The sequence below is a fragment of the Rahnella sp. WP5 genome, assembly GCF_000745615.1.
GTDB classification, from domain to species: domain Bacteria; phylum Pseudomonadota; class Gammaproteobacteria; order Enterobacterales; family Enterobacteriaceae; genus Rahnella; species Rahnella aceris.
In genome coordinates this window covers 62,187-82,312 of sequence record NZ_JQJR01000005.1, presented here as the reverse complement: position 1 = coordinate 82,312, position 20,126 = coordinate 62,187, and the positions used below count along the sequence as shown (strand labels likewise).

At 53.7% G+C, this 20,126-nt stretch carries 21 protein-coding genes and 1 pseudogene; 9 read left to right on the top strand and 13 right to left on the bottom strand.

The window, feature by feature from the left end; genetic code table 11:
• Nucleotides 1-8 precede the first annotated feature (8 nt).
• A complete protein-coding gene (locus EX31_RS00390; protein WP_037032755.1) occupies nt 9-923 on the bottom strand; it encodes a bifunctional helix-turn-helix transcriptional regulator/GNAT family N-acetyltransferase in 915 nt (304 codons plus the stop codon).
• A gap of 418 nt (nt 924-1,341) precedes the next feature.
• Between EX31_RS00390 and EX31_RS25885 the strand changes: the two are divergent.
• Nucleotides 1,342-1,476 (top strand): annotated as a pseudogene (locus tag EX31_RS25885) (type VI secretion system baseplate subunit TssG); the annotation flags it as partial.
• 44 nt (nt 1,477-1,520) lie between these two features.
• On the opposite strand, the gene EX31_RS00380 reads toward EX31_RS25885, so the two are convergent.
• The 6 genes from EX31_RS00380 to EX31_RS00355 are packed head-to-tail and all read right to left on the bottom strand — an operon-like array spanning nt 1,521 to nt 7,964.
• Entirely contained in the window at nt 1,521-2,291 is a 771-nt protein-coding gene (locus tag EX31_RS00380) for an ABC transporter ATP-binding protein (RefSeq protein WP_037033214.1), read from the bottom strand.
• 24 nt (nt 2,292-2,315) lie between these two features.
• Nucleotides 2,316-3,182, bottom strand: a complete 867-nt coding sequence (locus tag EX31_RS00375) for an ABC transporter ATP-binding protein (RefSeq protein WP_037033213.1) — start codon at nt 3,180-3,182, stop codon at nt 2,316-2,318.
• A complete protein-coding gene (locus tag EX31_RS00370; RefSeq protein ID WP_013578055.1) occupies nt 3,154-4,059 on the bottom strand; it encodes an ABC transporter permease in 906 nt (301 codons plus the stop codon). The genes EX31_RS00375 and EX31_RS00370 overlap by 29 nt, the downstream gene beginning before the upstream one ends.
• A complete protein-coding gene (locus tag EX31_RS00365; RefSeq protein ID WP_037033212.1) occupies nt 4,056-5,072 on the bottom strand; it encodes an ABC transporter permease in 1,017 nt (338 codons plus the stop codon). Before EX31_RS00365 ends, EX31_RS00370 begins: the two co-directional genes overlap by 4 nt.
• Nucleotides 5,073-5,113: 41 nt before the next feature.
• Nucleotides 5,114-6,757 (bottom strand): ABC transporter substrate-binding protein, encoded by a 1,644-nt coding sequence (locus EX31_RS00360; protein ID WP_037032753.1) that lies wholly within the window; start codon nt 6,755-6,757, stop codon nt 5,114-5,116.
• Nucleotides 6,758-6,809: 52 nt separating this feature from the next.
• Nucleotides 6,810-7,964, bottom strand: a complete 1,155-nt coding sequence (locus EX31_RS00355) for a mandelate racemase family protein (protein ID WP_037033211.1) — start codon at nt 7,962-7,964, stop codon at nt 6,810-6,812.
• A 388-nt stretch (nt 7,965-8,352) separates the two neighbouring features.
• On the opposite strand from EX31_RS00355, the gene exoX reads away from it, so the two are divergent.
• A complete protein-coding gene (exoX, locus tag EX31_RS00350) occupies nt 8,353-9,015 on the top strand; it encodes an exodeoxyribonuclease X (protein WP_013578051.1) in 663 nt (220 codons plus the stop codon).
• Between the two features lie 4 nt (nt 9,016-9,019).
• Here exoX and EX31_RS00345 read toward each other — a convergent pair whose 3' ends face one another.
• Nucleotides 9,020-9,925, bottom strand: a complete 906-nt coding sequence (locus tag EX31_RS00345) for a LysR family transcriptional regulator (RefSeq protein ID WP_037032752.1) — start codon at nt 9,923-9,925, stop codon at nt 9,020-9,022.
• A gap of 134 nt (nt 9,926-10,059) precedes the next feature.
• Between EX31_RS00345 and EX31_RS00340 the strand changes: the two genes are divergently transcribed.
• The 5 genes from EX31_RS00340 (at nt 10,060) to EX31_RS00325 (ending at nt 13,974) form a co-directional block, all read left to right on the top strand.
• Nucleotides 10,060-11,481 (top strand): MFS transporter, encoded by a 1,422-nt coding sequence (locus tag EX31_RS00340; RefSeq protein WP_037032750.1) that lies wholly within the window; start codon nt 10,060-10,062, stop codon nt 11,479-11,481.
• A 39-nt stretch (nt 11,482-11,520) separates the two neighbouring features.
• Nucleotides 11,521-12,210: a helix-turn-helix transcriptional regulator gene (locus EX31_RS00335; protein WP_013578048.1), complete on the top strand. Its 690-nt coding sequence runs from the start codon at nt 11,521-11,523 to the stop codon at nt 12,208-12,210.
• A 97-nt stretch (nt 12,211-12,307) separates the two neighbouring features.
• Nucleotides 12,308-12,679, top strand: a complete 372-nt coding sequence (locus tag EX31_RS00330; RefSeq protein ID WP_037032749.1) for a VOC family protein — start codon at nt 12,308-12,310, stop codon at nt 12,677-12,679.
• Nucleotides 12,680-12,891: 212 nt separating this feature from the next.
• The gene (locus tag EX31_RS25025; RefSeq protein WP_072012244.1) at nt 12,892-13,131 is read left to right on the top strand and encodes a DUF1272 domain-containing protein; all 240 of its coding nucleotides are present in this window, start codon (nt 12,892-12,894) and stop codon (nt 13,129-13,131) included.
• A 198-nt stretch (nt 13,132-13,329) separates the two neighbouring features.
• Nucleotides 13,330-13,974 (top strand): hypothetical protein, encoded by a 645-nt coding sequence (locus EX31_RS00325; protein WP_013578045.1) that lies wholly within the window; start codon nt 13,330-13,332, stop codon nt 13,972-13,974.
• A gap of 66 nt (nt 13,975-14,040) precedes the next feature.
• On the opposite strand, the gene EX31_RS00320 is transcribed toward EX31_RS00325, so the two are convergent.
• Both EX31_RS00320 and EX31_RS00315 read right to left on the bottom strand, forming a co-directional pair.
• Nucleotides 14,041-14,721 (bottom strand): HAD-IA family hydrolase, encoded by a 681-nt coding sequence (locus EX31_RS00320; RefSeq protein ID WP_051930965.1) that lies wholly within the window; start codon nt 14,719-14,721, stop codon nt 14,041-14,043.
• A gap of 64 nt (nt 14,722-14,785) precedes the next feature.
• Nucleotides 14,786-15,289 (bottom strand): GlcG/HbpS family heme-binding protein, encoded by a 504-nt coding sequence (locus EX31_RS00315; protein WP_037032748.1) that lies wholly within the window; start codon nt 15,287-15,289, stop codon nt 14,786-14,788.
• Nucleotides 15,290-15,400: 111 nt separating this feature from the next.
• On the opposite strand from EX31_RS00315, the gene EX31_RS00310 reads away from it, so the two are divergent.
• Nucleotides 15,401-16,282 carry a LysR family transcriptional regulator gene (locus tag EX31_RS00310; protein WP_037032747.1) on the top strand — a complete coding sequence of 294 codons (882 nt, stop codon included), beginning with the start codon at nt 15,401-15,403 and terminating at the stop codon, nt 16,280-16,282.
• Nucleotides 16,283-16,513: 231 nt separating this feature from the next.
• Here EX31_RS00310 and EX31_RS00305 read toward each other — a convergent pair whose 3' ends face one another.
• From EX31_RS00305 to EX31_RS00295, 3 genes are read right to left on the bottom strand one after another with little or no spacing between them, the layout of a single operon-like run.
• On the bottom strand, nt 16,514-17,497 hold the full coding sequence (locus tag EX31_RS00305) for a saccharopine dehydrogenase family protein (RefSeq protein ID WP_037032746.1): 984 nt from the start codon (nt 17,495-17,497) through the stop codon (nt 16,514-16,516).
• On the bottom strand, nt 17,494-17,898 hold the full coding sequence (locus EX31_RS00300; protein ID WP_013578042.1) for a VOC family protein: 405 nt from the start codon (nt 17,896-17,898) through the stop codon (nt 17,494-17,496). Before EX31_RS00300 ends, EX31_RS00305 begins: the two co-directional genes overlap by 4 nt.
• Nucleotides 17,899-17,915: 17 nt before the next feature.
• Complete coding sequence (locus EX31_RS00295) at nt 17,916-18,659, bottom strand: SDR family NAD(P)-dependent oxidoreductase (protein ID WP_037032745.1); 744 nt, start codon at nt 18,657-18,659, stop codon at nt 17,916-17,918.
• 134 nt (nt 18,660-18,793) lie between these two features.
• Here EX31_RS00295 and EX31_RS00290 point away from each other — a divergent pair, with 134 nt between their 5' ends.
• Nucleotides 18,794-19,696 carry an AraC family transcriptional regulator gene (locus EX31_RS00290; RefSeq protein WP_081925092.1) on the top strand — a complete coding sequence of 301 codons (903 nt, stop codon included), beginning with the start codon at nt 18,794-18,796 and terminating at the stop codon, nt 19,694-19,696.
• Nucleotides 19,697-20,126: the final 430 nt, after the last annotated feature.

Genomic DNA, 20,126 nt, shown 5'->3' with positions numbered 1-20,126 from the left:
CCCCACTGTCAATCTCCGGTCAGACGTGTATTTTTTCGCTGTTTTGTTACGTGCTCAAAATCTTCTTTTTTCAGATGCATCGGCGTGATGGGCATGCCGTAGAAATCACGGGTGGGCCCGGTGATTTTTCCACCCAGCTCGCTGATGATCCTGACCGTGGAATCCCGCGCCTCCATTATCACGTTATCTGTTTCTTCAAGCATCTCCGTCAGGGAAACCCGCGCCAGTTGCCTGCCGATGCCCATCCCGCGATAACAAGGATTAACGGCAAATCTTCCCCAGTGCCATTCGTTATTTTCCTGCCAGCAGGCGACAGTGCCCAGAACATATTCTCCCGAGCGAACTATCCAGCATTTAGTTTTAAGCTCTGCGGGTAACAGAATAAGCGCCTGCGGAATATTCTGTTCCTGCGAAAAAGTCTCCATCAAGAGTTTTGTCACTTCGGGAAGGTAATTACTGCGCATAATTTCAATTTGTATTCTTTGCGGATGACGTGCGGCATTCCGCCGGAAAGTATTTATTCTCAACGCACGTAACCCATTAATTATTTCCTGTGCTTGCTGTAATTCCATTGCATTTTGAACAAATGAAAATTCATTATCCGCCGAAGCATCAGCCGCGGCTAAACACTGCGCACCTGCCGTCGTCAGCTGAAAACTTTTATGCCGCTTGTCTTTCACTCCGGCGACCGGTTCAACATAATTTTTTCCGGCCAGCACGTTAAGCGTGCGGCTTAGCGAGGCCTTATCCATGCTCAGTTGCAGGCATAACTCAGCAAAAGACGTCACGCCGTTCTTTGAAAGATAGGTCAGCAGATGCGCCTGCGTAAGAGATAAACCCGAGCGAAAACAGTTTTTATCCAGCAACCCGAGCTCCCTGACAAGGTAACGCAGCTCGGTGCGGATCGAATGAATGGCCGTCATCTTTAACTCTGTTAGTTGATAGTATCAACGAAATTAAACAGCTTCCGCCATTCTGTCAACCCTGAACGACATCCCTCAATCCACTCATACACTACCGTTCAATTCTGAGCCGCTTCGCCGGCATTTATCTGGCATTACGATAACGAAACACAATGGATTCATTTCATAACCAGTAAACAGGGTGTCGATTAACCAGCCACATGCTGCGTTGTGTCAAAGGGAATTAAAAAATGAGCATTCAGGAATATATTCTTGCAGGCAGTAAATTACCGGTCCACAACCATTATCAGCTACGTCTTAAAAGACTTGAATCTCAGCAGCCCGGCGTTGATATTTCGGTGCTCAAATTCAGCGGCAGCGAGGCTATCAGCGATATTCTGCGCTATGAGATAGCGTTTACCCGCACGGGGAAAGATGCGCACCGCTGCCGCGTCTGGGCGATCGCACTCTGTTCGCGGGTTATAACGTGGTACTGGGGTTGCGGGAAGATAATCTGGATAAAATGCCGGAACAGGTGACGATGAAACTGGGCAGAATCAGGGATAAGAGGTAAAAAGGCCGCTGCATCACTGCCGCTACAGTGGCCTTTTCTCCTTCCTATAGCATCACTTTTGCCGCCATTTCCCGGCTGTAGTCACGGCTGGCATCGACCAGCACGCGGGTGTAATCATCCCGGATATCGCCGCGCAGCAAGGCATCAGTGTCCAGCGTTTCGAGGATTTTGCCGTATTTCATTACTGCAACACGCTGGCAAAGATGGGCGATAACCCCCAGATCGTGTGTCACCATCAGATATGTCAACCCTTCCTCTTTTTGAAGATCGAACAGCAAATTAAGGATTTCCGCCTGCACGGAAACATCCAGCGCAGACGTGGGTTCATCGAGCAGCAGAACACGTGGTTTAAGGATCAGCGCCCGCGCAATCGCCACACGCTGACGCTGACCGCCGGAAAGCTGATGCGGGTAGCGGCTGCGAAATGCGCGGTTCAGACCGACTTTTTCCAGAATGGTGTTAATCCGCTGCTCCCGCTGGTCGATACGGTGGATTTGCAACGGTTCTTCCAGAATATCGCCAATGGTGTGGCGCGGATGAAGTGAACCATACGGATCCTGAAACACCATCTGCACCAGTCTGCAACGCTCGCGGCCAATGCGGTGCTCAAGCTGCTGGCCGTCGATTTCCAGCTCGCCCTTCCAGTGAGTAAACAATCCCGCCAGACATTTCAGCACCGTGGTTTTACCGGAACCGGATTCGCCCACCAGCCCGAAAATCTCACCTTCGCGCACGGCGATATTGACATCGGTCAGCACCTGCGTGGTCTTCGCGCCCTCACCGAAACTCAGGTTCAGGTTGCGCACGTCTATCATCGTTTTCTGTGGCATACGTGCTCCTTAATCGGTCAGCCAGCTGGCCTGACGCTGCATCACCGGCAGCGGATAACGGCGGTTATCCATGTCCGGCAGCGCGTTCAGCAGACCACGGGTGTACGGATGCTGCGCGTTATCCAGATCGGTTGCGGCAATGGATTCGACAATGCGCCCGGCGTACATCACCAGCACGCGGTCGCAGAAACTGCGCACCAGATTGATGTCGTGACTGATAAATATCAGCCCCAGACCGCGCGTTTTCACCAGGTCGTCGAGCAGCGCCAGCACCTGCAAACGCACCGACACATCAAGCGCCGAGGTCGGCTCATCGGCAATCACCATTTCCGGGTCAGTGATCAGCATCATCGCGATCATGATGCGCTGCCCCTGTCCGCCGGAAATCTCGTGCGGATACAGGCCGTATACACGTTCAGGTTCGCGGATACGCACCACGTCGAGCATGTTCAGCACTTTGTTTTTAGCATCGTTATAGGAACATTTGTGGTGTGAACGCCATGCCTCAGCAATCTGATCGCCGACGCACAGCACCGGATTCAGCGAATATTTCGGGTCCTGCATAATCATAGAAATACGCTTGCCGCGTACCTGACGCATTTGCTTCGGACTGGCACGCAGCAAATCGACATCGGCGAACTGCATTTTGCTGGCGGTGATCTGCGCTTTTGAAGGATGCAGATGCAATAACGCGCGACCTACGGTGGATTTACCCGAGCCGGATTCACCGACTATCGCCAGTTTTTCGCGCCCGAGCTGGAAAGACACGCCGCGTACTGCCTGCGTGACCTGACGGCCATTCACAAAGCTGACGTGCAAATCCTGCACATCGAGTAACGCCGGAGCGTCAGTCATTTCGGGGATCGAGAATGTCACGAAGGCCATCTCCTAAGAAGTTGAACGCCAGGCTGTTAATCAGGATCGCCAGACCGGGGATTGTTGCCACCCACCAGCACTCCATCATGTACGTACGGCCGCTTGATATCATTGCGCCCCATTCCGGATCCGGCGGCTGGGCGCCAAGCCCGAGGAAGCCCAGACCGGCTGCGGTCAGGATAATCCCCGCCATATTCATGGTGATACGGATGATCACCGACGGCAGGCACAGCGGCACAATGTGACGCCACAACACCCGCAGCGGACTCGCGCCCTGCAAACGCACCGCCGAGATAAAGTCAGCCTGTCGCAGCGAGAGCGTTTCGGCCCGCGCCAGACGCGCAATCGGTGGCCAGGCGGTGAGCGTAATGGCGATCACCACATGTTCCAGCCCCGGCCCGAGTGCCGCGACAAATGCCAGCGCCAGCACCAGACTCGGGAACGAGATGAAGATGTCAGTGACGCGCATCAGCACCATGTCGGTTTTCCCGCCGAAATAACCGGCGGTAACGCCAAGCAGCAAACCGAGCGGCCCGACGGTAACTGACACCAGCAACACGATGTACAGCGTGATACGCGAGCCATACACCAGACGGCTGAAGATATCGCGGCCAAACTCGTCAGTGCCGAACCAGTGCGCCGCCGACGGCGGGCTGAGCGCATTGTTTAAATCCTGCACCAGCGGATGAAACGGTGCGATCCACGGCGCAAAAACCGCCACAATCATCAGCACCAGAACAATCGCGCCACCGATGGCGGTCAGCGGATTACACGCCATCTGCCACAGAAAATGGCCCGCCCGGCCAAACGCCCTTTTCACACGCTGACGTTTTTCGTCGCCCGCGCTGAGCGTGACGGAATCAAGGGAAATCGTCATACTTTTGTCCTCGGATCAAAGACCTGATACAGCAGGTCAGAGAGCAAATTCAGCACCACGAAAATCATACCCACCACCAGCACGCAGCCCATCACCGCATTCATATCGCCCAGCATAAGGCTGCTGGTGAGATACGAACCGAAGCCCGGCCAGGAAAACACGGTTTCGATCAGCACCGCGCCTTCCAGCAGCGAGCCGTATGCCAGCGCCACCACAGTCAGCAACTGAACCAGAATATTGCGGAACGCGTGATTCCACAGCACATGCCATTCGCTCAGCCCTTTCACGCGGGCGGTGATGATAAATTCCTGCGAAAGCTGCGCCAGCATAAAACTGCGGGTCATGCGGCTGATGTAGGCCAGCGAGTGAAAACCGAGCAGTGACGCGGGTAAAATCAGATGATTAAGCGCGTTGCGAAACACTTCCCAGTTGCCTGCGATCAGTGCGTCGATCAGCATAAAACCGCTGTGGCGGGTAACCTGTCCGTCGAGGCTGAAATCCAGCCGTCCGGCGCCACCGACCCAGCCCAGCCAGGCGTAAAACACCAGCAAGCCCATCATGCCGACCCAGAATATCGGGGTGGAATAACCAGCCAGGCTGATGATGCGCACCACATAATCCGCGATGCTGTTGCGTTTTGCCGCCGCCAGCACACCGAGCGGAATGCCGACGCCCGCACCGAGAATGATCGCCAGCGTCGCCAGTTCCATGGTGGCCGGGAACACGCGCAGAATGTCCTGCGTCACCGGTTTACCGGTCAGCAGCGCATTGCCCAAATCGCCATGCGCCAGCCCGGAAAGGTAAATACCGAACTGCGTCCACAGCGGTTTATCAAAGCCGAGCTGATGGTAAACCTGCTCATAGGTGCTGTGGTCGGCGTCCGGTCCGACAATCGCCAGCACCGGATCCACCGGCATCACGCGGCCGATAAAAAACGTCAGCAGCAGCAGTCCGAACAGTGTGACCGCCACCTGCACCAGACGTTTGCCGATGCGCCCGGCGGGGAGTGACATCCGCGCCGTTTGCTTTGAAGCAGGAGCCGGAATTTGCATGGTCATAACCCTTTACCTCCGGTTGGCTGCACGTCAGCAGGTTCATCTTTCCAGACGTCACGCAGGAACGTGGTGGCAGAAGGATGCGGCAGGTAGTTTTTGACGTCCCTGCGCACCACAATGGAATCAACCATTTGCGAGAGCGGCACCAGCGCCGGGATCAGCGCGTCGTAACGTTGCTGAATGGCGAAGTAATCCTGTTTCTGTTTCTCGGGGTCACGTTCAAGCAGCGCCTGATCGATATCCGCATTCAGCTGTTTGTCATAGAAACCGGTGCGCCAGCCCTGAAAATTGGTCAACCGTGCCGCATCGTTGTTATCCGGGTTGTAGACCAGCGCGCGCAGGCTGGAATGCGGATGCGGTTCCACGCCGCTGCCGCCGCGCCCGACCAGCATGTCGAACTTGCGTTCACGCATCGCGCCGTAAATCTGGTTGCCGGTACCGGTAACGATTTTGGCGCGGATCCCTGCCTGCATCAGCGTGGACTGCACCGCAATCGCAATATTGAGGAACGGCTGATCGGCCAGCACCCGCAGCGTAGTATCAAAACCGTCGGGATAACCGGCTTCCGCCAGCAAAGTTCTGGCACGCGGGATATCCAGCTTATAACCCGGATCCGGCAACGTGGCAGGCATACCGACCTGAATAGGACGCTGATGCACGATGCCATAACCGTCCATCAGCGCCTTGCCGATACCCTGGTAATCAATCAGATAGCGCACCGCTTCGCGTACTTTCGGGTTAGCGAAATGCGGCTCTTTCATGCTCATCGCCACGTAATAAATGGTGCCTTTTTTCACCTGATCGACCTGCATGGCCGGGTCGTGGCTCAGCGCTTTCACATCAGACACCGCCATGTTATTGGCAATATCCAGATCGCCTTTTTCAATCATCAGGCGCAGCGTCTGGGATTCCTGAAAATGACGGAATACCACGCGCGACAGTTTCGGTTCACCGCGCCAGTACTGCGGATTGCGACTCATGTTCAGCACATCTTTCGCCTGCCAGCTGTCGAGACGAAATGGCCCGGAACCGGCTTCGTTGGTGGTCAGCCAGCGGTTACCCCAGTCGCCATTCACTTCATGGGCCTGCACGGTTTTGCTGTCCAGCGCCACCACGCTGCCGAGCGCCGCCAGCGAGTAGATCACCAGTTTCGGATCATTGGGTTTGGGTAACTGAATTTCGACGATACCGGGAGACGGCGAACGCACCATCTCATCGACATTCTTTTTGCTGAATCCGTAGGATTTCCACACCGAGGCCTGTGCCAGATTGAGGTGCAGAATGCGGCGCATCGACCACACCACATCGTCAGCAGTCACCGGATTGCCGGAGTGGAATTTCACGCCTTCGCGCAGATGAAACGTGATGAGGTTGCGGGCGTCGTTGACCTCCCACGAGGTCGCCAGCGCCGGGCGCACGTTGGTGAGTTGTTGCGGATCAAGCTCAATCAGCGGGTCATAAAGGTTGACCACGATGCCGACAATATCATTGCCGGTCATCGCTGCCGGATCGAGTGTTAACAGGTTATTCATGTTCATGCCGATGATCAGCTGGTCGGGCGGCGTTTTTGCCTGCGCCGTCCAGCCAGCCGTCATCAGCAGGAGCGCGAAAAGCCATGCGCCCCACGGTTTGCCAGAGTTCATGATGTACCTTCCGGGTAGAGTCAGAGGTTTATTATTTTTTTCTGCCCGCAGGTCAGTCGCGGCTGACGGTATGGGTTTCTATGTAATCAAAATTAATGTCCTCTCCGAGGCCGGGGCGGTCAGAAAGATGAACAAAGCCGTGTTCATCCATCGGGTCAACAATGCTGTTCAGGTATGCAGCAGGTTCGTCGTATTCCAGGAACGGATGCAGCAGGCCGCGTTCGTACCAGCGACAGTTGCGGATTGCGCCGACCACCGCCAGACTCGCCGCGCCGTTGCCGTGCACTTCGCAGTCCATCCCAAAAGCTTCCGCCAGACTGGCGACTTTCATGCACGGCGAGATGCCGCCGACGCCGTTGGCACCGGCGCGTAAAATGTCGCAGGCACCGGCCTTCACCCAGTCCGCACGGCTGTGGTGCTTGCCACCCAGACTTTCCGGCCCGATCACGTCGATAGACAGGTTTTCCGCCAGCCAGGCATAAGAAGCCATGCTCTCTTCTTCCATCGGTTCTTCGAACCAGGCAAAGTTGAGTTTTTCCAGCGCCTTACCGATGGTCAGCGCCTGACTGCGGCTGTACCAGTGATAGCCGTCGAGCATCAGTTCGATATCCGGGCCGACCGCTTCACGTACGGCGGCACAGGCTTTGATGTCCATTTTCGGATCCGGCGCAAATGCCACCGGCGGCATCCAGGTGTGCAGCTTGATAGCCTGATAACCGCGGGCCACCAGTTTTTCGGCAAACTGCCCGAATTCGTCCGGCGTCGACAGCCCGCCCTTCAGTTCGTCGCCACACATGGTGCTGCCGTAAGCCGGGACTTTTTCGCGAAAACCGCCCAGCAGTTTGTGCACCGGCATATTCAGTTTGCGGCCAATAAGATCCCACAATGCCTGCTCGACAAACGACAGTGCCCGCTCGGTCAGCTGATGCGCACTGCCACGTTGCCAGTGAACCAGATCCTGCCAGAGGCGTTCGCGGTCGAACGGGTTCTGGCCTATCAGCACTTTCCTGAAAAATGCGTTCACCACATGCGGACGCACCACTTCCGGCGGTGCGAACGAATATCCGCAATCACCTTCATCAGTGGTGATCGTTAACATGGCCATTTTCGCCTGACTTTCTTCACCCGGATGAGAATGACCCGCGCTGTCAGAAACGCGACGGGTCGGATAAGTAAAAACAGAGACTTCAACAGAACTTATTTTCACAGCGATACCTGCCATTACTGAGAGAGTTAACGCTCTTCAGAGCGCTTTATCATTGCGCGTCCATTCAGCAGTGTGAGCACTCTCACACTTCTTTAAAACCGCAATCCAACAATAATAAAATAGCGTTTCATTATTGAACTTAGCCAGTTTGGTGACGCATTTCCACGGCTAAAAGCCGAAAATTTGCCGGTAGATTTGGGCATCTGCACGACGGAATGTGAGCATTTTCACGAAAGTGAGGGGAAGTGTGATCTGTACAGGAAATAGACGGATGGGATGTAGGGGGATATTGCGGCCTTTACTTTGTGATGAGAAAAGTGGGCACGAGGAAGTCAATCCGTTAGGCTAACGTTTTTAGAAGGTGTTTGCTGACCAGTCGGAGTGGAATATGTTGCGCGTTATTGATACGGAAACTTGTGGATTACAAGGCGGCGTGGTTGAAGTGGCTTCGGTCGACATTGAAGACGGGAAAATCGTCAACCCGATGAGTGATCTGGTGCGCCCCGACCGGCCGATAAGCCATCAGGCAATGGCCATCCACAAAATTACCGAGGCCATGGTGGCCGACAAACCGTGGATTGAAGAGATCATTCCGCGTTATCACGGCAGCCAATATTATGTGGCCCATAACGCCAGCTTTGACCAGCGCATGCTACCCGATATGCCGGGTGACTGGATTTGCACCGTGAAACTTTCCCGCCGTTTATGGCCGGGGATCAAATACAGCAACATGGCGCTCTACAAATCCCTCAAGCTGGACGTGGCAACGCCTGCGGATCTGCATCATCACCGCGCGTTGTTTGATTGCTACATCACCGCCGCGTTACTTATCCGCATCATGGATGAATCAGGCTGGACACCGGAAGAAATGGTGACCATTACCGGCCGCCCTGCGCTGGTCAGCACCATGATGTTTGGGAAATATCGCGGCAGGAAAATTGCTGAAATCGCCGAAGACGACCCGATGTACCTGCGCTGGATGCTGAATAACATCAAAGAATTAACGCCTGACCTGCGGATGACACTCAGGCATTATCTGGAGGTAGAGTAACGCGTTACAGCGTCACCTTATCACGACACACACCCAACACCAGTTGCCGCAGCCAGCGGTGCGCAGGGTCAACTTCTGAACGCGGATGCCACATCTGGGAAATCGTGATTTCACGGGTTTCCAGCGGCAGTTCGAAAGCATATAACCGGTCTGGCTCAGCAATCAGGAATGACGCGGGGATCAGCGCCACCAGATCGGAGTTTTGCGCAATCGCCAGGGCGGCGGAAAAACCCGGCACGACGGCGGCAATTTTCCTTTTCAGCCCGACTTCGGCCAGCGCGTCATCCACAGGTCCGTAAGTGTTGTTGCGACGTGAAACGACAACATGCCCGAACGACACGTATTCGTGCGCGGTGATCGTTTTCTTAAGCGCCAGCGGATGACCTTTTCTCACCACGCCCATAAACCTGTCGCGGAACAAAGTTTGCAAACGAATTTCCGGTCCCATTTCGCCTAAAACACCAATCTCAAGATCCACCCGCCCTTCCCGCAAGGCATTTGAGGTTTTTTCCGGTTTTGGCATAAATCGCAAACATACGGACGGGGCCACCTGCGCAGCGGCGGCAATCATCGCCGCGCCAAATGCCACCACAAAACCATCGTTGGAACGGATCAGGAAAGTACGCTCAAGTCTGGCTAAATTGAAATCTGCTGATGAAGGCCGCAACAGGGCGCGCGCCTCAAACGCCACATTCCGGGTGCGCTGGCGGATTTCTTCGGCATAAGGCGTCAGCACCATATTTCGTCCGGCGCGCACCAGCAGCGGATCGCCGGTGGTTTCGCGCAGGCGACCCAGTGTACGGCTCATGGCAGAGGCGCTTAATCCCAGACGTCGGGCAGCAGCGGCTACACTTGCTTCAGCCAGCAGCACATCAAGTGCAATAAGTAAGTTCAGATCGGGTTCAGTCATCTGAACAGAGTAACGCAACGGCAATAATGAGAGAAGGCGTTTGGTGCAGGTATTAAGTGCAGATGCTGCGTCTTCCGCACTATATTACCTGCCGGTATAGTTACCTGACTCAATATCAATAAGGCGAATGCGTTATGGAATTATTTTCCGACAAACCAGGCGATGAAGGATTACCCGGCCGTGAAAGGGGATTTGCCATGGCCGCCGTGATGATCATGGCAACGATGGCGGTATTCGACGGTTCGATGGTCAACATCGCACTGCCACAGATTGCACATGCACTGGATATCTCGGCAGGTGCAGCGGTCTGGGTGTCGAACGGTTATCTGCTGTCGGCGTCCATGACACTGGCAATCTTCGCCGCGCTGGCCAGCCGCATCGGTTTCCGTCCGCTGTTTGCCGCCGGACTGACGGTGTTCACCCTTGCCTCTTTGGGGTGTGCGTTGGCATCGTCGCTCAACATGTTAATTATCATGCGGGTGCTTCAGGGAATTGGCGCAGCAGCCACGCTGAGTATTGGCCCGGCGATATTGCGCTCCGTTTTCCCCAACCGCCTTCTCGGGCGAATACTGGGGCTGAATGCTCTGATGATCGCCACCAGCACCGCTGTCGCGCCGGTGCTGGGCGGGACAATATTATCGGCGATGAGCTGGCAGTGGCTGTTCGCGATCAATATTCCGCTCGGCATTATTGCGGTCATTCTTACGCTGCGCGTGGTGCCATCAAACCCCGCCAGTACGCGCCAGCCGTTTGATACTGCCGGGGCGATTTTATCGGCAGTCGCACTGGGCGCGCTGATTATGGCGGCAGAATCCTTTGCGCATCCGGGAAATGACAAACTTGCCACCGCCATAACCTATGGCCTGACGGCGATAATTGCAGGCGTGGCCTTTGTCTGGCGTCAGCGTCGGGCGCCAAAACCGCTGCTGCCGCTCGGCATGTTTGCCTCCACCCGGTTCACGCTGGCGGCCTTCACCTCGCTGGCCTCATTCGTCAGCCAGGGCATCACCTTTGTCGCGCTGCCGTTCCTGTTTCAGAGCGTTTACGGTTACAGCGCCTTTGTTTCCGCATTACTTTTCACGCCCTGGCCGCTGGGGATTATTCTGGCGGCACCGCATGCAGGACGCCTTGCCGACCGTTATCCGGCCGCCATTATTTCTACTGTGGGTCTGGCGGTATTTGCGGTGGGATTACTGTTACTCGCGCAACTCCCCGCGCAACCCCAGGTCTGGGATATCGGCCTGAGAAGCTTTATCTGCGGACTGGGTTTCGGCTGTTTCCAGAGTCCGAACAACCGCGAAATGCTCTCCAACGCTTCACGGGAAAACAGCGGTTATGCCTCCGGCGTACTGGCCATTATGCGCACCTTCGGACAGTGTCTGGGAACGGCGTGCGTCGGCATTATCCTGACACTTTATTCTGCCAGCACGGTGTTACACGAAGCGCAGGCGGTGAAGGTCAGTTTGTGGGTCGCGGTGATGGCGACGGTGCTGGCGAGTGTGATAAGCCTCAGCCGCCTGCGAGGTCAGCGCGGTCACTTGCAGGCGGAGAAATAATGGAAATAATAGATAACCGATACCTAAGAGAGTAACACCGTGTCCCGTTCCCAGCGTTTGCTTGATTTAATTCAGATCCTCCGCCGCCACCGGTTTCCGGTGACCGGGTTAACGCTGGCTGCGGAACTCAATATCAGCGTCAGAACGCTCTACCGGGATATCGCAACATTGCAGGAGCAGGGAGCCGATATTCAGGGCGAGCCGGGGCTGGGATATATTTTGCGTCCCGGTTTCATGCTTCCTCCTCTGATGTTTTCCGAGGATGAAATCCAGGCACTGGTGTTGGGTTCCCGCTGGGTATCCAGACGTAGCGACGGGCAACTGAGCGCGGCAGCAAAAAACGCGCTTGCCAAAATTGCAGCGGTGCTGCCCGAAGATCTGCGCATGTCTTTGGAATCGACAACCTTACTCATCGGCCCAGCAGACAATTCTGGCGCAGACGCAGCCTTGTTGCCGCAAATCCGTCAGGCAATTAAAGACGAACGTAAAATTGAAATTGTTTATCGCAGCCTGAAAAATGAAAGTTCCTCCCGGGTGATCTGGCCATTTGCCCTCGGTTATTTCGATCAGGTTCAGATACTGATCGCATGGTGCGAGTCGCGTCAGAGCTTTCGTCATTTCCGCACCGACTGCATTATGTCTCTCAAACGAACGGATGAGCGCTACCCAAGGCGGCGTCAGAGATTGCTGAAAGAGTGGCAGGATAAGGAACAAATCTCACCTCAGTAACCCGAATCACTCCTGACAGAAACTGGCAGTGGTGGCCACTAAGATACTCAGTAACAGACATCAAACCGGATGTCTTTTCATTCCTGAGGAGCCACTAATGATTGATTCAAACTTTGTTATTTTGTACGTCAACAATCCGCAGGTCAGCGCCAGATTCTATGAAGAACTTCTGGAAAAACAACCCGTTGAGGTTTCAGCCACTTTCGCCATGTTTGTTCTACCCTCAGGGATGAGGCTGGGCCTTTGGTCAAAGCATACTGTCGAACCCGCCGCTGAAGGTTATGCCGGAAATGGTGAGATCGTCTTTTCTGCTGACAGCAATGAACAGGTCGATGCTCTCTGCTCTCTCTGGCGCGATAAGGGAATTGAGATAATGCAGGAACCTGTTGAGATGGATTTCGGCTATACCTTTCTCGCGTTGGATCCTGACGGGTATCGCCTGCGGGTTTACCGGTTGTCGATAGAGTAAACAGCTCAACCCGGAGCGCCCTCACAGGCGCTCTGCTTAAATCAACGGGTTCTGATACGCATTCCAGCGATTGCCGCAGATGTTTTGTTATTCCGGTCAGTCCTTGCGCCGGATCTTTCCCAAACACCTGTTTCAGGATATGTTTATGACGAAACAGACCGGCGAACGTCTGATGGTTATCCCTGAAGTCATACTGTTGAAGGATAAATTCTATGCTGGAACTGAGACCCAACTGCGAGTGTTGCAATACCGATCTCCCCCCTGCTGCTGATGCCAGAATTTGCTCGTTTGAATGCACATTCTGTGTAACCTGTGCCGAAGACAAACTTCACGGGATATGCCCCAACTGTGGCGGAGAACTCGTTGCCCGTCCGCGCAGACCGGCCAATAAACTGGCCAATAATCCGGCGTCCATAACACGGGTATTTAAGCCAGAGGGCTGTGCTTCTTAGTTCCGCGCAGTGTCACGCCAGAGTTTCAGCCGCTGGCGTGCCTTCATCCAAAACAACGGTCATCTGTCTTCTCCTTACTTCAGGACATATAAACGCTTCTGTTTCCTGAAACTGAACTAAAGTTATCCTTCTCATGCCACTCCCGCTGCATTAAGGGAGTCAAAGAATTCTATAACATTATTATTAAAAAGGATTTTTATGCCCCGCATCACTTCTCTGGTTTCTTCATCTGCACTGATCGGTTCGGTTTTTCTGCTCACCGGGTGTCCGCCCCCGCCTGATTTAACGCAGTGGCAGCGCCCTGGCAGCACCATAGATGACGCGCGGGTTGCGATGGGGCAATGCGGCGTCCCGCTTCCGGGGCCGGAACCTTCTTTTACCGACAATGAAACGGTGCTGTATTACCAGTGCATGGAGGGGAAAGGATTTACCTATAAGGGCGATTTCCATATTTGCGATTACTACAAAAACACCCCTGCCTGCATCGAGAAACAACAGGGACATCCGCTCAGTCAGCGACAGCTCGAAGCGCTACCTTTTGTCGCCGATAAGGGTTTTCACCCGATCAAACCGGATTCAGGCCGGGATGAGTCACAGCTCATCAGCTGGCGTAAAGCGGGCGCCTCACTGCATTTTTCACACGCTGTGGAGAACGATAAGCTCGCGTTACAAATGATGTATGAATGCGGATATCCGAAACCGCTAGGCTCGGTTCCTTTCGTTCCGACCATTCTTAAGGCCGCGAAAGTTCAGCAATGCATGCTGGATAAAGGTTTTGAACCGAAACATAAACTCATGCTGGTTTGCCGCAATTATCCGCAAGTGACAGGCTGCGGGAAATAGCGAAACCTATGTCCAGATTTCCCTGCCATCCGGCATTGAAGTGGTCAACAAATACACGATGGTTCATCAAGATGGTAAATCCACGAAGTCGAGAATATCTATGAATTTTCTGAGAATGACTGCTTCACTCTCGTCCACCAGAGATCCATAACCCCAATTGGCAAATGCAAACGACATTTCGTATCCCTGGGCGGCCTCAAAATCATTCTTATTGTCTCCGATCATTATCTTATGAAGCTTACCGTAATCGGCACGTGCTACAACTGCGTGTAGGTGTCTGGGGTCAGGTTTCTGAAAGGAGACGGTGTCTCCACCACATACAACATCCATATACTTCAACAGGCCAGTTTCTTTGAGAATAGCAGTGGCAATCGATTCGTCTTTATTTGTACAGACGGATATCCGCCATCCCCTCTCGCGCAAGGCGCTAAGCGTCTCCTTTACACCTTCATAAGGAGTCGTGAGCGAATGGGCCGAACGTCGGTAGCGCGAGACGAAGGTATTCAGCGCGTCTTCCCGGTCATTCATGCCACGTAAGCTGAATGCTCGCCTGGCAAATGACCTCATTCCGTCACCGAGAAATTTTGAAGTAGTTTTGACGAGCAGAGGCTCAAGCTCTCTTTCGACCAGTATTTTGTTTATTTCGGCTGTCATATCGCTCACTGAATCGACAAGAGTACCATCCAGATCGAAAATGATAGCCCCCGCCTCTCCTGTCTGTGCAAGTTTCCGGTTACGCATCGTCATTGGGAACATTCCTCACGTGGTGGATAAGGCTCTCTTTTCTCCCGTGCAGAAACTGCATGATTCATCACGGTGTGAGCTTTTTATTGAAAGCCGCTAACCCGGCTTGAGCGATTTCTTCATCATGTTGGGGCGTGTCTGCGGATACCCCGATCGCTCCCACAGTGTGACCATTAAAGACGATTGGAAGGCCACCACGCATCAGAACGAAGCCCTGGGCGGTAATGGCGGCCGGTCTTGAACCATTGACTGCGTCCTCTAATGCGCCGCTGGGTCGACGAAAAAGAGCTGCGGTCCGTGCCTTGCCTGGAGCAAGTTCGACGCCTGCCGGCACAGCCGCGTTATCCATGCGTACCAGAGCGATGGGCGAGCCAGCACTATCGACAACTGCGATCACGCACGGCCACCCGGACGTTTGCGCTTTGTCTTGTGCAGCGGTGAGTACCTGCTGAGCGACGGAGAGAGTCAGCACTGGCTGGCTCGGCAACTCGATTGCCGTTGCAGGCAGTGAAGCCAGCGCAAGAGACCCGGCAAGTACAAGGGATGTGGTGAGATTGGAAAGGTGATACATAGTTAACTCCTGAGAAGGAAGGTTCATTGATTTAAACAGAGAAAATAATTCAGTTCATTAAAGTGATTTGTTCTTATAATTCAGTAAAACTGAATAGGAAATTCGACTACCATGGATATACGTCATCTCCGTTCATTCATCACTGTTGCTGAAAATCTGCACTTCTCTCGATCAGCTGAGCAGTTGGGCGTGTCTGCACCCACCCTCACCGCACAGATTCAGGAGGTGGAGCGCATGCTGCAAGCGCGTCTATTTAACCGAACAAAACGAACAGTTCATCTGACGCCAGCCGGAGAGATATTTTTGACGGAAGCGCGTGCAACACTCGAACAGCTTGAGAGAGCGATCAACGTGGGCCGACGCGCCGGGCGTGGTCAGGTTGGAAGAGTGGAGATAGGTTATGTTGGTTCAGCGGCATTTTTCGGGGTACTCCAGGAACAGGTCCAGCGGTTTCGCAATAAATGGCCCGACGTTATGCTTAACACGAAGGAATTACCCACCGAGCAGATCATGCCGCTCCTTGGGGAAGGCAGGATAGATTTGGCTTTTGTCCGAACGCCCGTGCATCTGCCTCTGTCTGTCTCCAGCCATGTCATGGCACGGGACCGATTCTGTGTGGCTCTGCCGGCAGACCACGCTCTGTCGAAGATGTCGACGGACATACTCCCGCGCGCGCTTTCCAATGAGTCGTTTGTGATCCCAGAACAAGGTCTGGGCTTGCGTGAGGTCGCAAGGCGTGGAAAATTCGATCCACATATCGTCTCGTCGCCCGGAACTCTGGTTGCGGTGTTGACACAAGTAGCGCTGGGTATGGGTGTCGCAATCATTCCCAGTGTGCTGATCAACACGATTCAATTGCCGAATGTCGTTTTCAGAGAAATTGCCGGCCCTGCTATTGTTTCGGAGGTGGCGGCACTATTTCGAAGGCATGAGCGATTGCCAACGGTGCGCAATCTTATTGAACAGATGCTCGAGACTGACTGCCGCGCTTAGAACGGCGATCCGCTGTGCAATGCGCAGACAAACGCGTAATGATATGGCTGCCTGGCGTCAGACGCGATATATCCACCGCCAGGTATGGCCAATAAGCGGCAGCGGTGCTGATTAACCGAGGAAAGTTGATAGATGACTGGCCAGTCAGACTGAAGCTGCATAATCAACTTGCCTGCTGATAAAACCAGTCAACTGCCACGCAGCTTTAGCATGGCTTTACACACCTATGGCTCAGAGTATGGAAATACGCGTCCCTTGAATACTCAGCGCAAAATCTGCACCAAATACTTTAGCCGGCGTCTGAAATCCAGGCTGGCTTGCTCCGCTAAGCACCCGTCTGGCGGCTTCGACCGCAGCGAGTGGCGTATAGGAATATCCGTTGACCGTTTCAATGACTGCATGGTGAATGTCACCATCAACCCCGGTCATTTCTACCACTGCACGAGCGACATTACCTGCGCGCTCTTCCTGAGAGGGGCCATCAGGCAAGCGTGATAAATCTCCGGATGGAAAGGCATCGCCACTCACATGGACATACATTTCAATATTTGGAATGCCGGTTGAATGCCATGCAGTAACAAGATCACCGAAAGAGAGTGGCGCACATTCTACTTTCCCTTCACCAAAATCAAAAAAGTCTGTTTTGGCATCGGTTTTCGTCGTCAGTTCACCATTGACCCTGGCAAGCAGACCCGCGCTGATAATCTCTCCCACACTGAAGGCCGAACCCCGTGACATTGAGCCTGCAACCTGCAGCGCAATTCTCAAGCGTACAGGCTCATGCACCTTTTCAGCTATCGTCACCGCGAGACAATCCGTTGGCACAACATCCCATCCCACACCAGGCAGTAACATGACCCTGGCCGTGGAGGCGAGATCATGCAGTGACTCCGCCAGCCGATAAACGTTGATTTCTGCAGTAATATCCAGGTAATGAACACCCTGAATAATGCAGGCTCGCATCAGTGATTCTGAGGTGTGAGCAAAAGGACCGGCGCAGTTCAATACAACCGTTATCCCGTCTAAATGACGAGGGAGAGCCCCGGCATCATCCAACGCAAAAGCATGGGCCCTTACGTCCAATGTTTTCGCCAGTTCATCCAGTTTTTCTCTATTTCTGCCGGCAATCACGAAATTGAGACCAGCGTCTTTTGCCTGTTTGGCAATCATGCGTCCGGTATAACCGGTGGCACCGTAAATAAGTAATGTTTTCATGACGAGGTGTGCTGCCAACTTTTATAGACGAATTCCAGGGTGTAGCCGTCGGGATCGATAACACCGGCAGCGTAATAACGGGGATCATAATAAAGGCGTGCGCCCGGCGCACCATTGTCAGCGGCTCCCGCACTCATTGCTGCGGCATAGGCTTCATCAACCCTTTCTTTGCTATTGGCGACAAAGCCAACGTGCGTGGCCCCGCCTGCAGCGTCCCCCTCGCGCAGCCAGAAAAATATCCGGCCGTTGGCACCAAAGCCTTTGAGGTCAGGATGCCCCGGCGGCCCATCATTTCCGTCATAGTCCAGGCGAACGGTGACGCCGAGAGGCGCCAGGGCTGCGGTGTAAAACGCAACGGAACGCCCGATTTCAGTCACCGATAGAAAGATATGATCGATCATAGAGCCTCCTGTCATCATTAAATGTGATAGCCGCCAGCCACTTCGATGGACTGAGCATTAACCCAGCCATTTTCATCCGACACCAGACTCGCAATGACCTTACCTACATCGTCAGGCTCCCCAACGCGTCCAAGCGCTGTTTGTGAAGCGAGTAAGGCTTCGAACTCATCATTCAGGCCGCCGCCCAGGCCGGTACGAATTGCACCTGGAGAAATAGCGTTTGCGCGAATACGGCGTGGCCCAAACTCCTTGGCCATATAGCGTGTCAGTACCTCGAGCCCTCCTTTGAAAGCGGCATAAGGCGCCACGCCTGAAGTCGCAACGCGTGTCGTTGCGCTGGTCACATTCACGATGTGCCCCCCATCAGCAAGGACGGGCAAAAGAGCCTGTGTCAGGAAGAACGGGCCTTTAAGGTGAACATTGAACAGACTGTCGAACTCATTTTCTGTCACCGTTTCAATCGGGTTAAAAAGGCCGAAACCGGCATTGTTGATTAGTACATCAAAATCAGAACGTTGCCAGAAACGGTGTAGTAAATCCTCAAGGGTCTTCCTAAAGGTAAGGAAAGTTTCAGAGCGCGAAACGTCAAGCTGGACAGCGATAGCCTTACCGCCAGTCGCTTCGATTTGTTTGATAACCTTGTCAGCGGCTTCGGGATGATTATGGTAGGTGAGTACCACGCCCATACCGCGTGCGGCACACTGGATAGCCGTACTGGCTCCGATACCACTGCTTCCACCTGTTACAAGAATAACTTTCATGATGTTTCCTTTCTCTGTGTTTGCGTTGGAGTAATAGTAAGATAAGGGTCAAACAGGGGCTTCCGTGTTCCTGCTCGATTCTTGCCTGTTTCTGCTTTATGCTCCTTTCAACGATGAGACCGAGGATGTAAGACATGATGATGCAATCCCAGCTTGATGAGCTTTGTGGTCTTGCCGCACACGCCAGCAACTGGCGAACGGAGACGGGGATCCCACGCGTCGCGATGGTTCAGGGAAATATTCCGGCTTCGGCACTGGCTGCGGTTTATGAGCCAATGATCAATCTGATCCTCAGGGGAAATAAGTCGATGACGGTGGGAGACCGGGTTTTCAACTATGACCCTGCCTCGTATTTTGTGATGTCGGTTGATTTACCTGCAGTGGGTGCTGTTCATCCGTCTGCGACGGGAGAACCGTATCTGGCGGTGAGTCTGACCCTGGAACCTCAACGGGTGGCTGCTATGCTGGACGATTTACCTCAATCAGCCATGAAAAACAGACCGGAAGGCGCGTTCTCTGTTGCCTCAGTGACATCGGAACTTCTTGATGCGTGGGTCAGAATGCTGCGTCTGATGAAGACCCCCGACGATATCCCCGCCCTCGCGCCCAATTATGAGCGCGAAATTCTGTATCACGTATTGAAAGGACCTCATGGCTGGATGCTGAGGGACATTGCTTCTCCGGGCACGATGTTGGCCCGAATCGGCAATGCCATTCGCTGGTTAAGACATAATTTTACAGAAGAGTTTGTCGTTGAATCATTGGCCGAACGGGAGGCGATGAGCGTATCGGCTTTTCATCGTCACTTTAAAGCCGTCACGGCCATGAGTCCTTTACAGTATCAAAAGCGCGTTAGGCTACTTCATGCCAGAACGATGTTATTAGGCAGGCAACAAAGCGTGACGTTTGTTGCCCAGGAAGTGGGGTACAGGAGTGTGCCCCAGTTTAACAGGGATTACGCCCGCATCTTTGGTCTGCCACCGCTAAAGGATGTTGCCCATCTGCGAAAGGTCATCAATGTGCGTGACAATCCCTAGCCACACCACAGGAAAACTTTGCGATCTTTGATGTGTACAATCGACACATAAGAATAACAGGTGGATGGAAAATTTTTTTGGAGTCTGAAAAATGGAGTGAGTACGGGAATTTTGGCGAAGCCAGCATAGCGACAACGCATTACATTACGGGGTATTACGGCCAGACAGCGCCCACTGAAAGCCTGCAGGCACTGTTTTCCATAACTTCGCAGATAGCATTTTTATTGTTTGAGTTCCCTTCACAGTGAGCGATTTCTCAGCCCACGCAATCCTTTTTATTGTACGAATACGTTTTTTCAGTCATCCCCTGCGTATAATCATATTCCACCCGCAAACCATATTTCTGCACCATCGCGGTGGTACAAAAGAACCGGGTGAAACATGCTCTGCTCTGCGTTTCAAGCTGATATCTGTCAGCCGGATATTTTCT

What these genes read in the sequence shown, in the direction of transcription:
- EX31_RS00345 (WP_037032752.1), bottom strand. Translation starts at nt 9,925, where the DNA reads ATGACTGAACCCGATCTGAACTTACTTATTGCACTTGATGTGCTGCTG.
- EX31_RS25025 (WP_072012244.1), top strand. Translation starts at nt 12,892, where the DNA reads ATGCTGGAACTGAGACCCAACTGCGAGTGTTGCAATACCGATCTCCCC.
- EX31_RS00330 (WP_037032749.1), top strand. Translation starts at nt 12,308, where the DNA reads ATGATTGATTCAAACTTTGTTATTTTGTACGTCAACAATCCGCAGGTC.
- EX31_RS00310 (WP_037032747.1), top strand. Translation starts at nt 15,401, where the DNA reads ATGGATATACGTCATCTCCGTTCATTCATCACTGTTGCTGAAAATCTG.
- EX31_RS00320 (WP_051930965.1), bottom strand. Translation starts at nt 14,721, where the DNA reads ATGACGATGCGTAACCGGAAACTTGCACAGACAGGAGAGGCGGGGGCT.
- EX31_RS00290 (WP_081925092.1), top strand. Translation starts at nt 18,794, where the DNA reads ATGATGATGCAATCCCAGCTTGATGAGCTTTGTGGTCTTGCCGCACAC.
- EX31_RS00305 (WP_037032746.1), bottom strand. Translation starts at nt 17,497, where the DNA reads ATGAAAACATTACTTATTTACGGTGCCACCGGTTATACCGGACGCATG.
- EX31_RS00365 (WP_037033212.1), bottom strand. Translation starts at nt 5,072, where the DNA reads ATGTCACTCCCCGCCGGGCGCATCGGCAAACGTCTGGTGCAGGTGGCG.
- EX31_RS00360 (WP_037032753.1), bottom strand. Translation starts at nt 6,757, where the DNA reads ATGAACTCTGGCAAACCGTGGGGCGCATGGCTTTTCGCGCTCCTGCTG.
- EX31_RS00295 (WP_037032745.1), bottom strand. Translation starts at nt 18,659, where the DNA reads ATGAAAGTTATTCTTGTAACAGGTGGAAGCAGTGGTATCGGAGCCAGT.
- EX31_RS00370 (WP_013578055.1), bottom strand. Translation starts at nt 4,059, where the DNA reads ATGACGATTTCCCTTGATTCCGTCACGCTCAGCGCGGGCGACGAAAAA.
- exoX (WP_013578051.1), top strand. Translation starts at nt 8,353, where the DNA reads ATGTTGCGCGTTATTGATACGGAAACTTGTGGATTACAAGGCGGCGTG.
- EX31_RS00340 (WP_037032750.1), top strand. Translation starts at nt 10,060, where the DNA reads ATGGAATTATTTTCCGACAAACCAGGCGATGAAGGATTACCCGGCCGT.
- EX31_RS00390 (WP_037032755.1), bottom strand. Translation starts at nt 923, where the DNA reads ATGACGGCCATTCATTCGATCCGCACCGAGCTGCGTTACCTTGTCAGG.
- EX31_RS00315 (WP_037032748.1), bottom strand. Translation starts at nt 15,289, where the DNA reads ATGTATCACCTTTCCAATCTCACCACATCCCTTGTACTTGCCGGGTCT.
- EX31_RS00325 (WP_013578045.1), top strand. Translation starts at nt 13,330, where the DNA reads ATGCCCCGCATCACTTCTCTGGTTTCTTCATCTGCACTGATCGGTTCG.
- EX31_RS00380 (WP_037033214.1), bottom strand. Translation starts at nt 2,291, where the DNA reads ATGATAGACGTGCGCAACCTGAACCTGAGTTTCGGTGAGGGCGCGAAG.
- EX31_RS00300 (WP_013578042.1), bottom strand. Translation starts at nt 17,898, where the DNA reads ATGATCGATCATATCTTTCTATCGGTGACTGAAATCGGGCGTTCCGTT.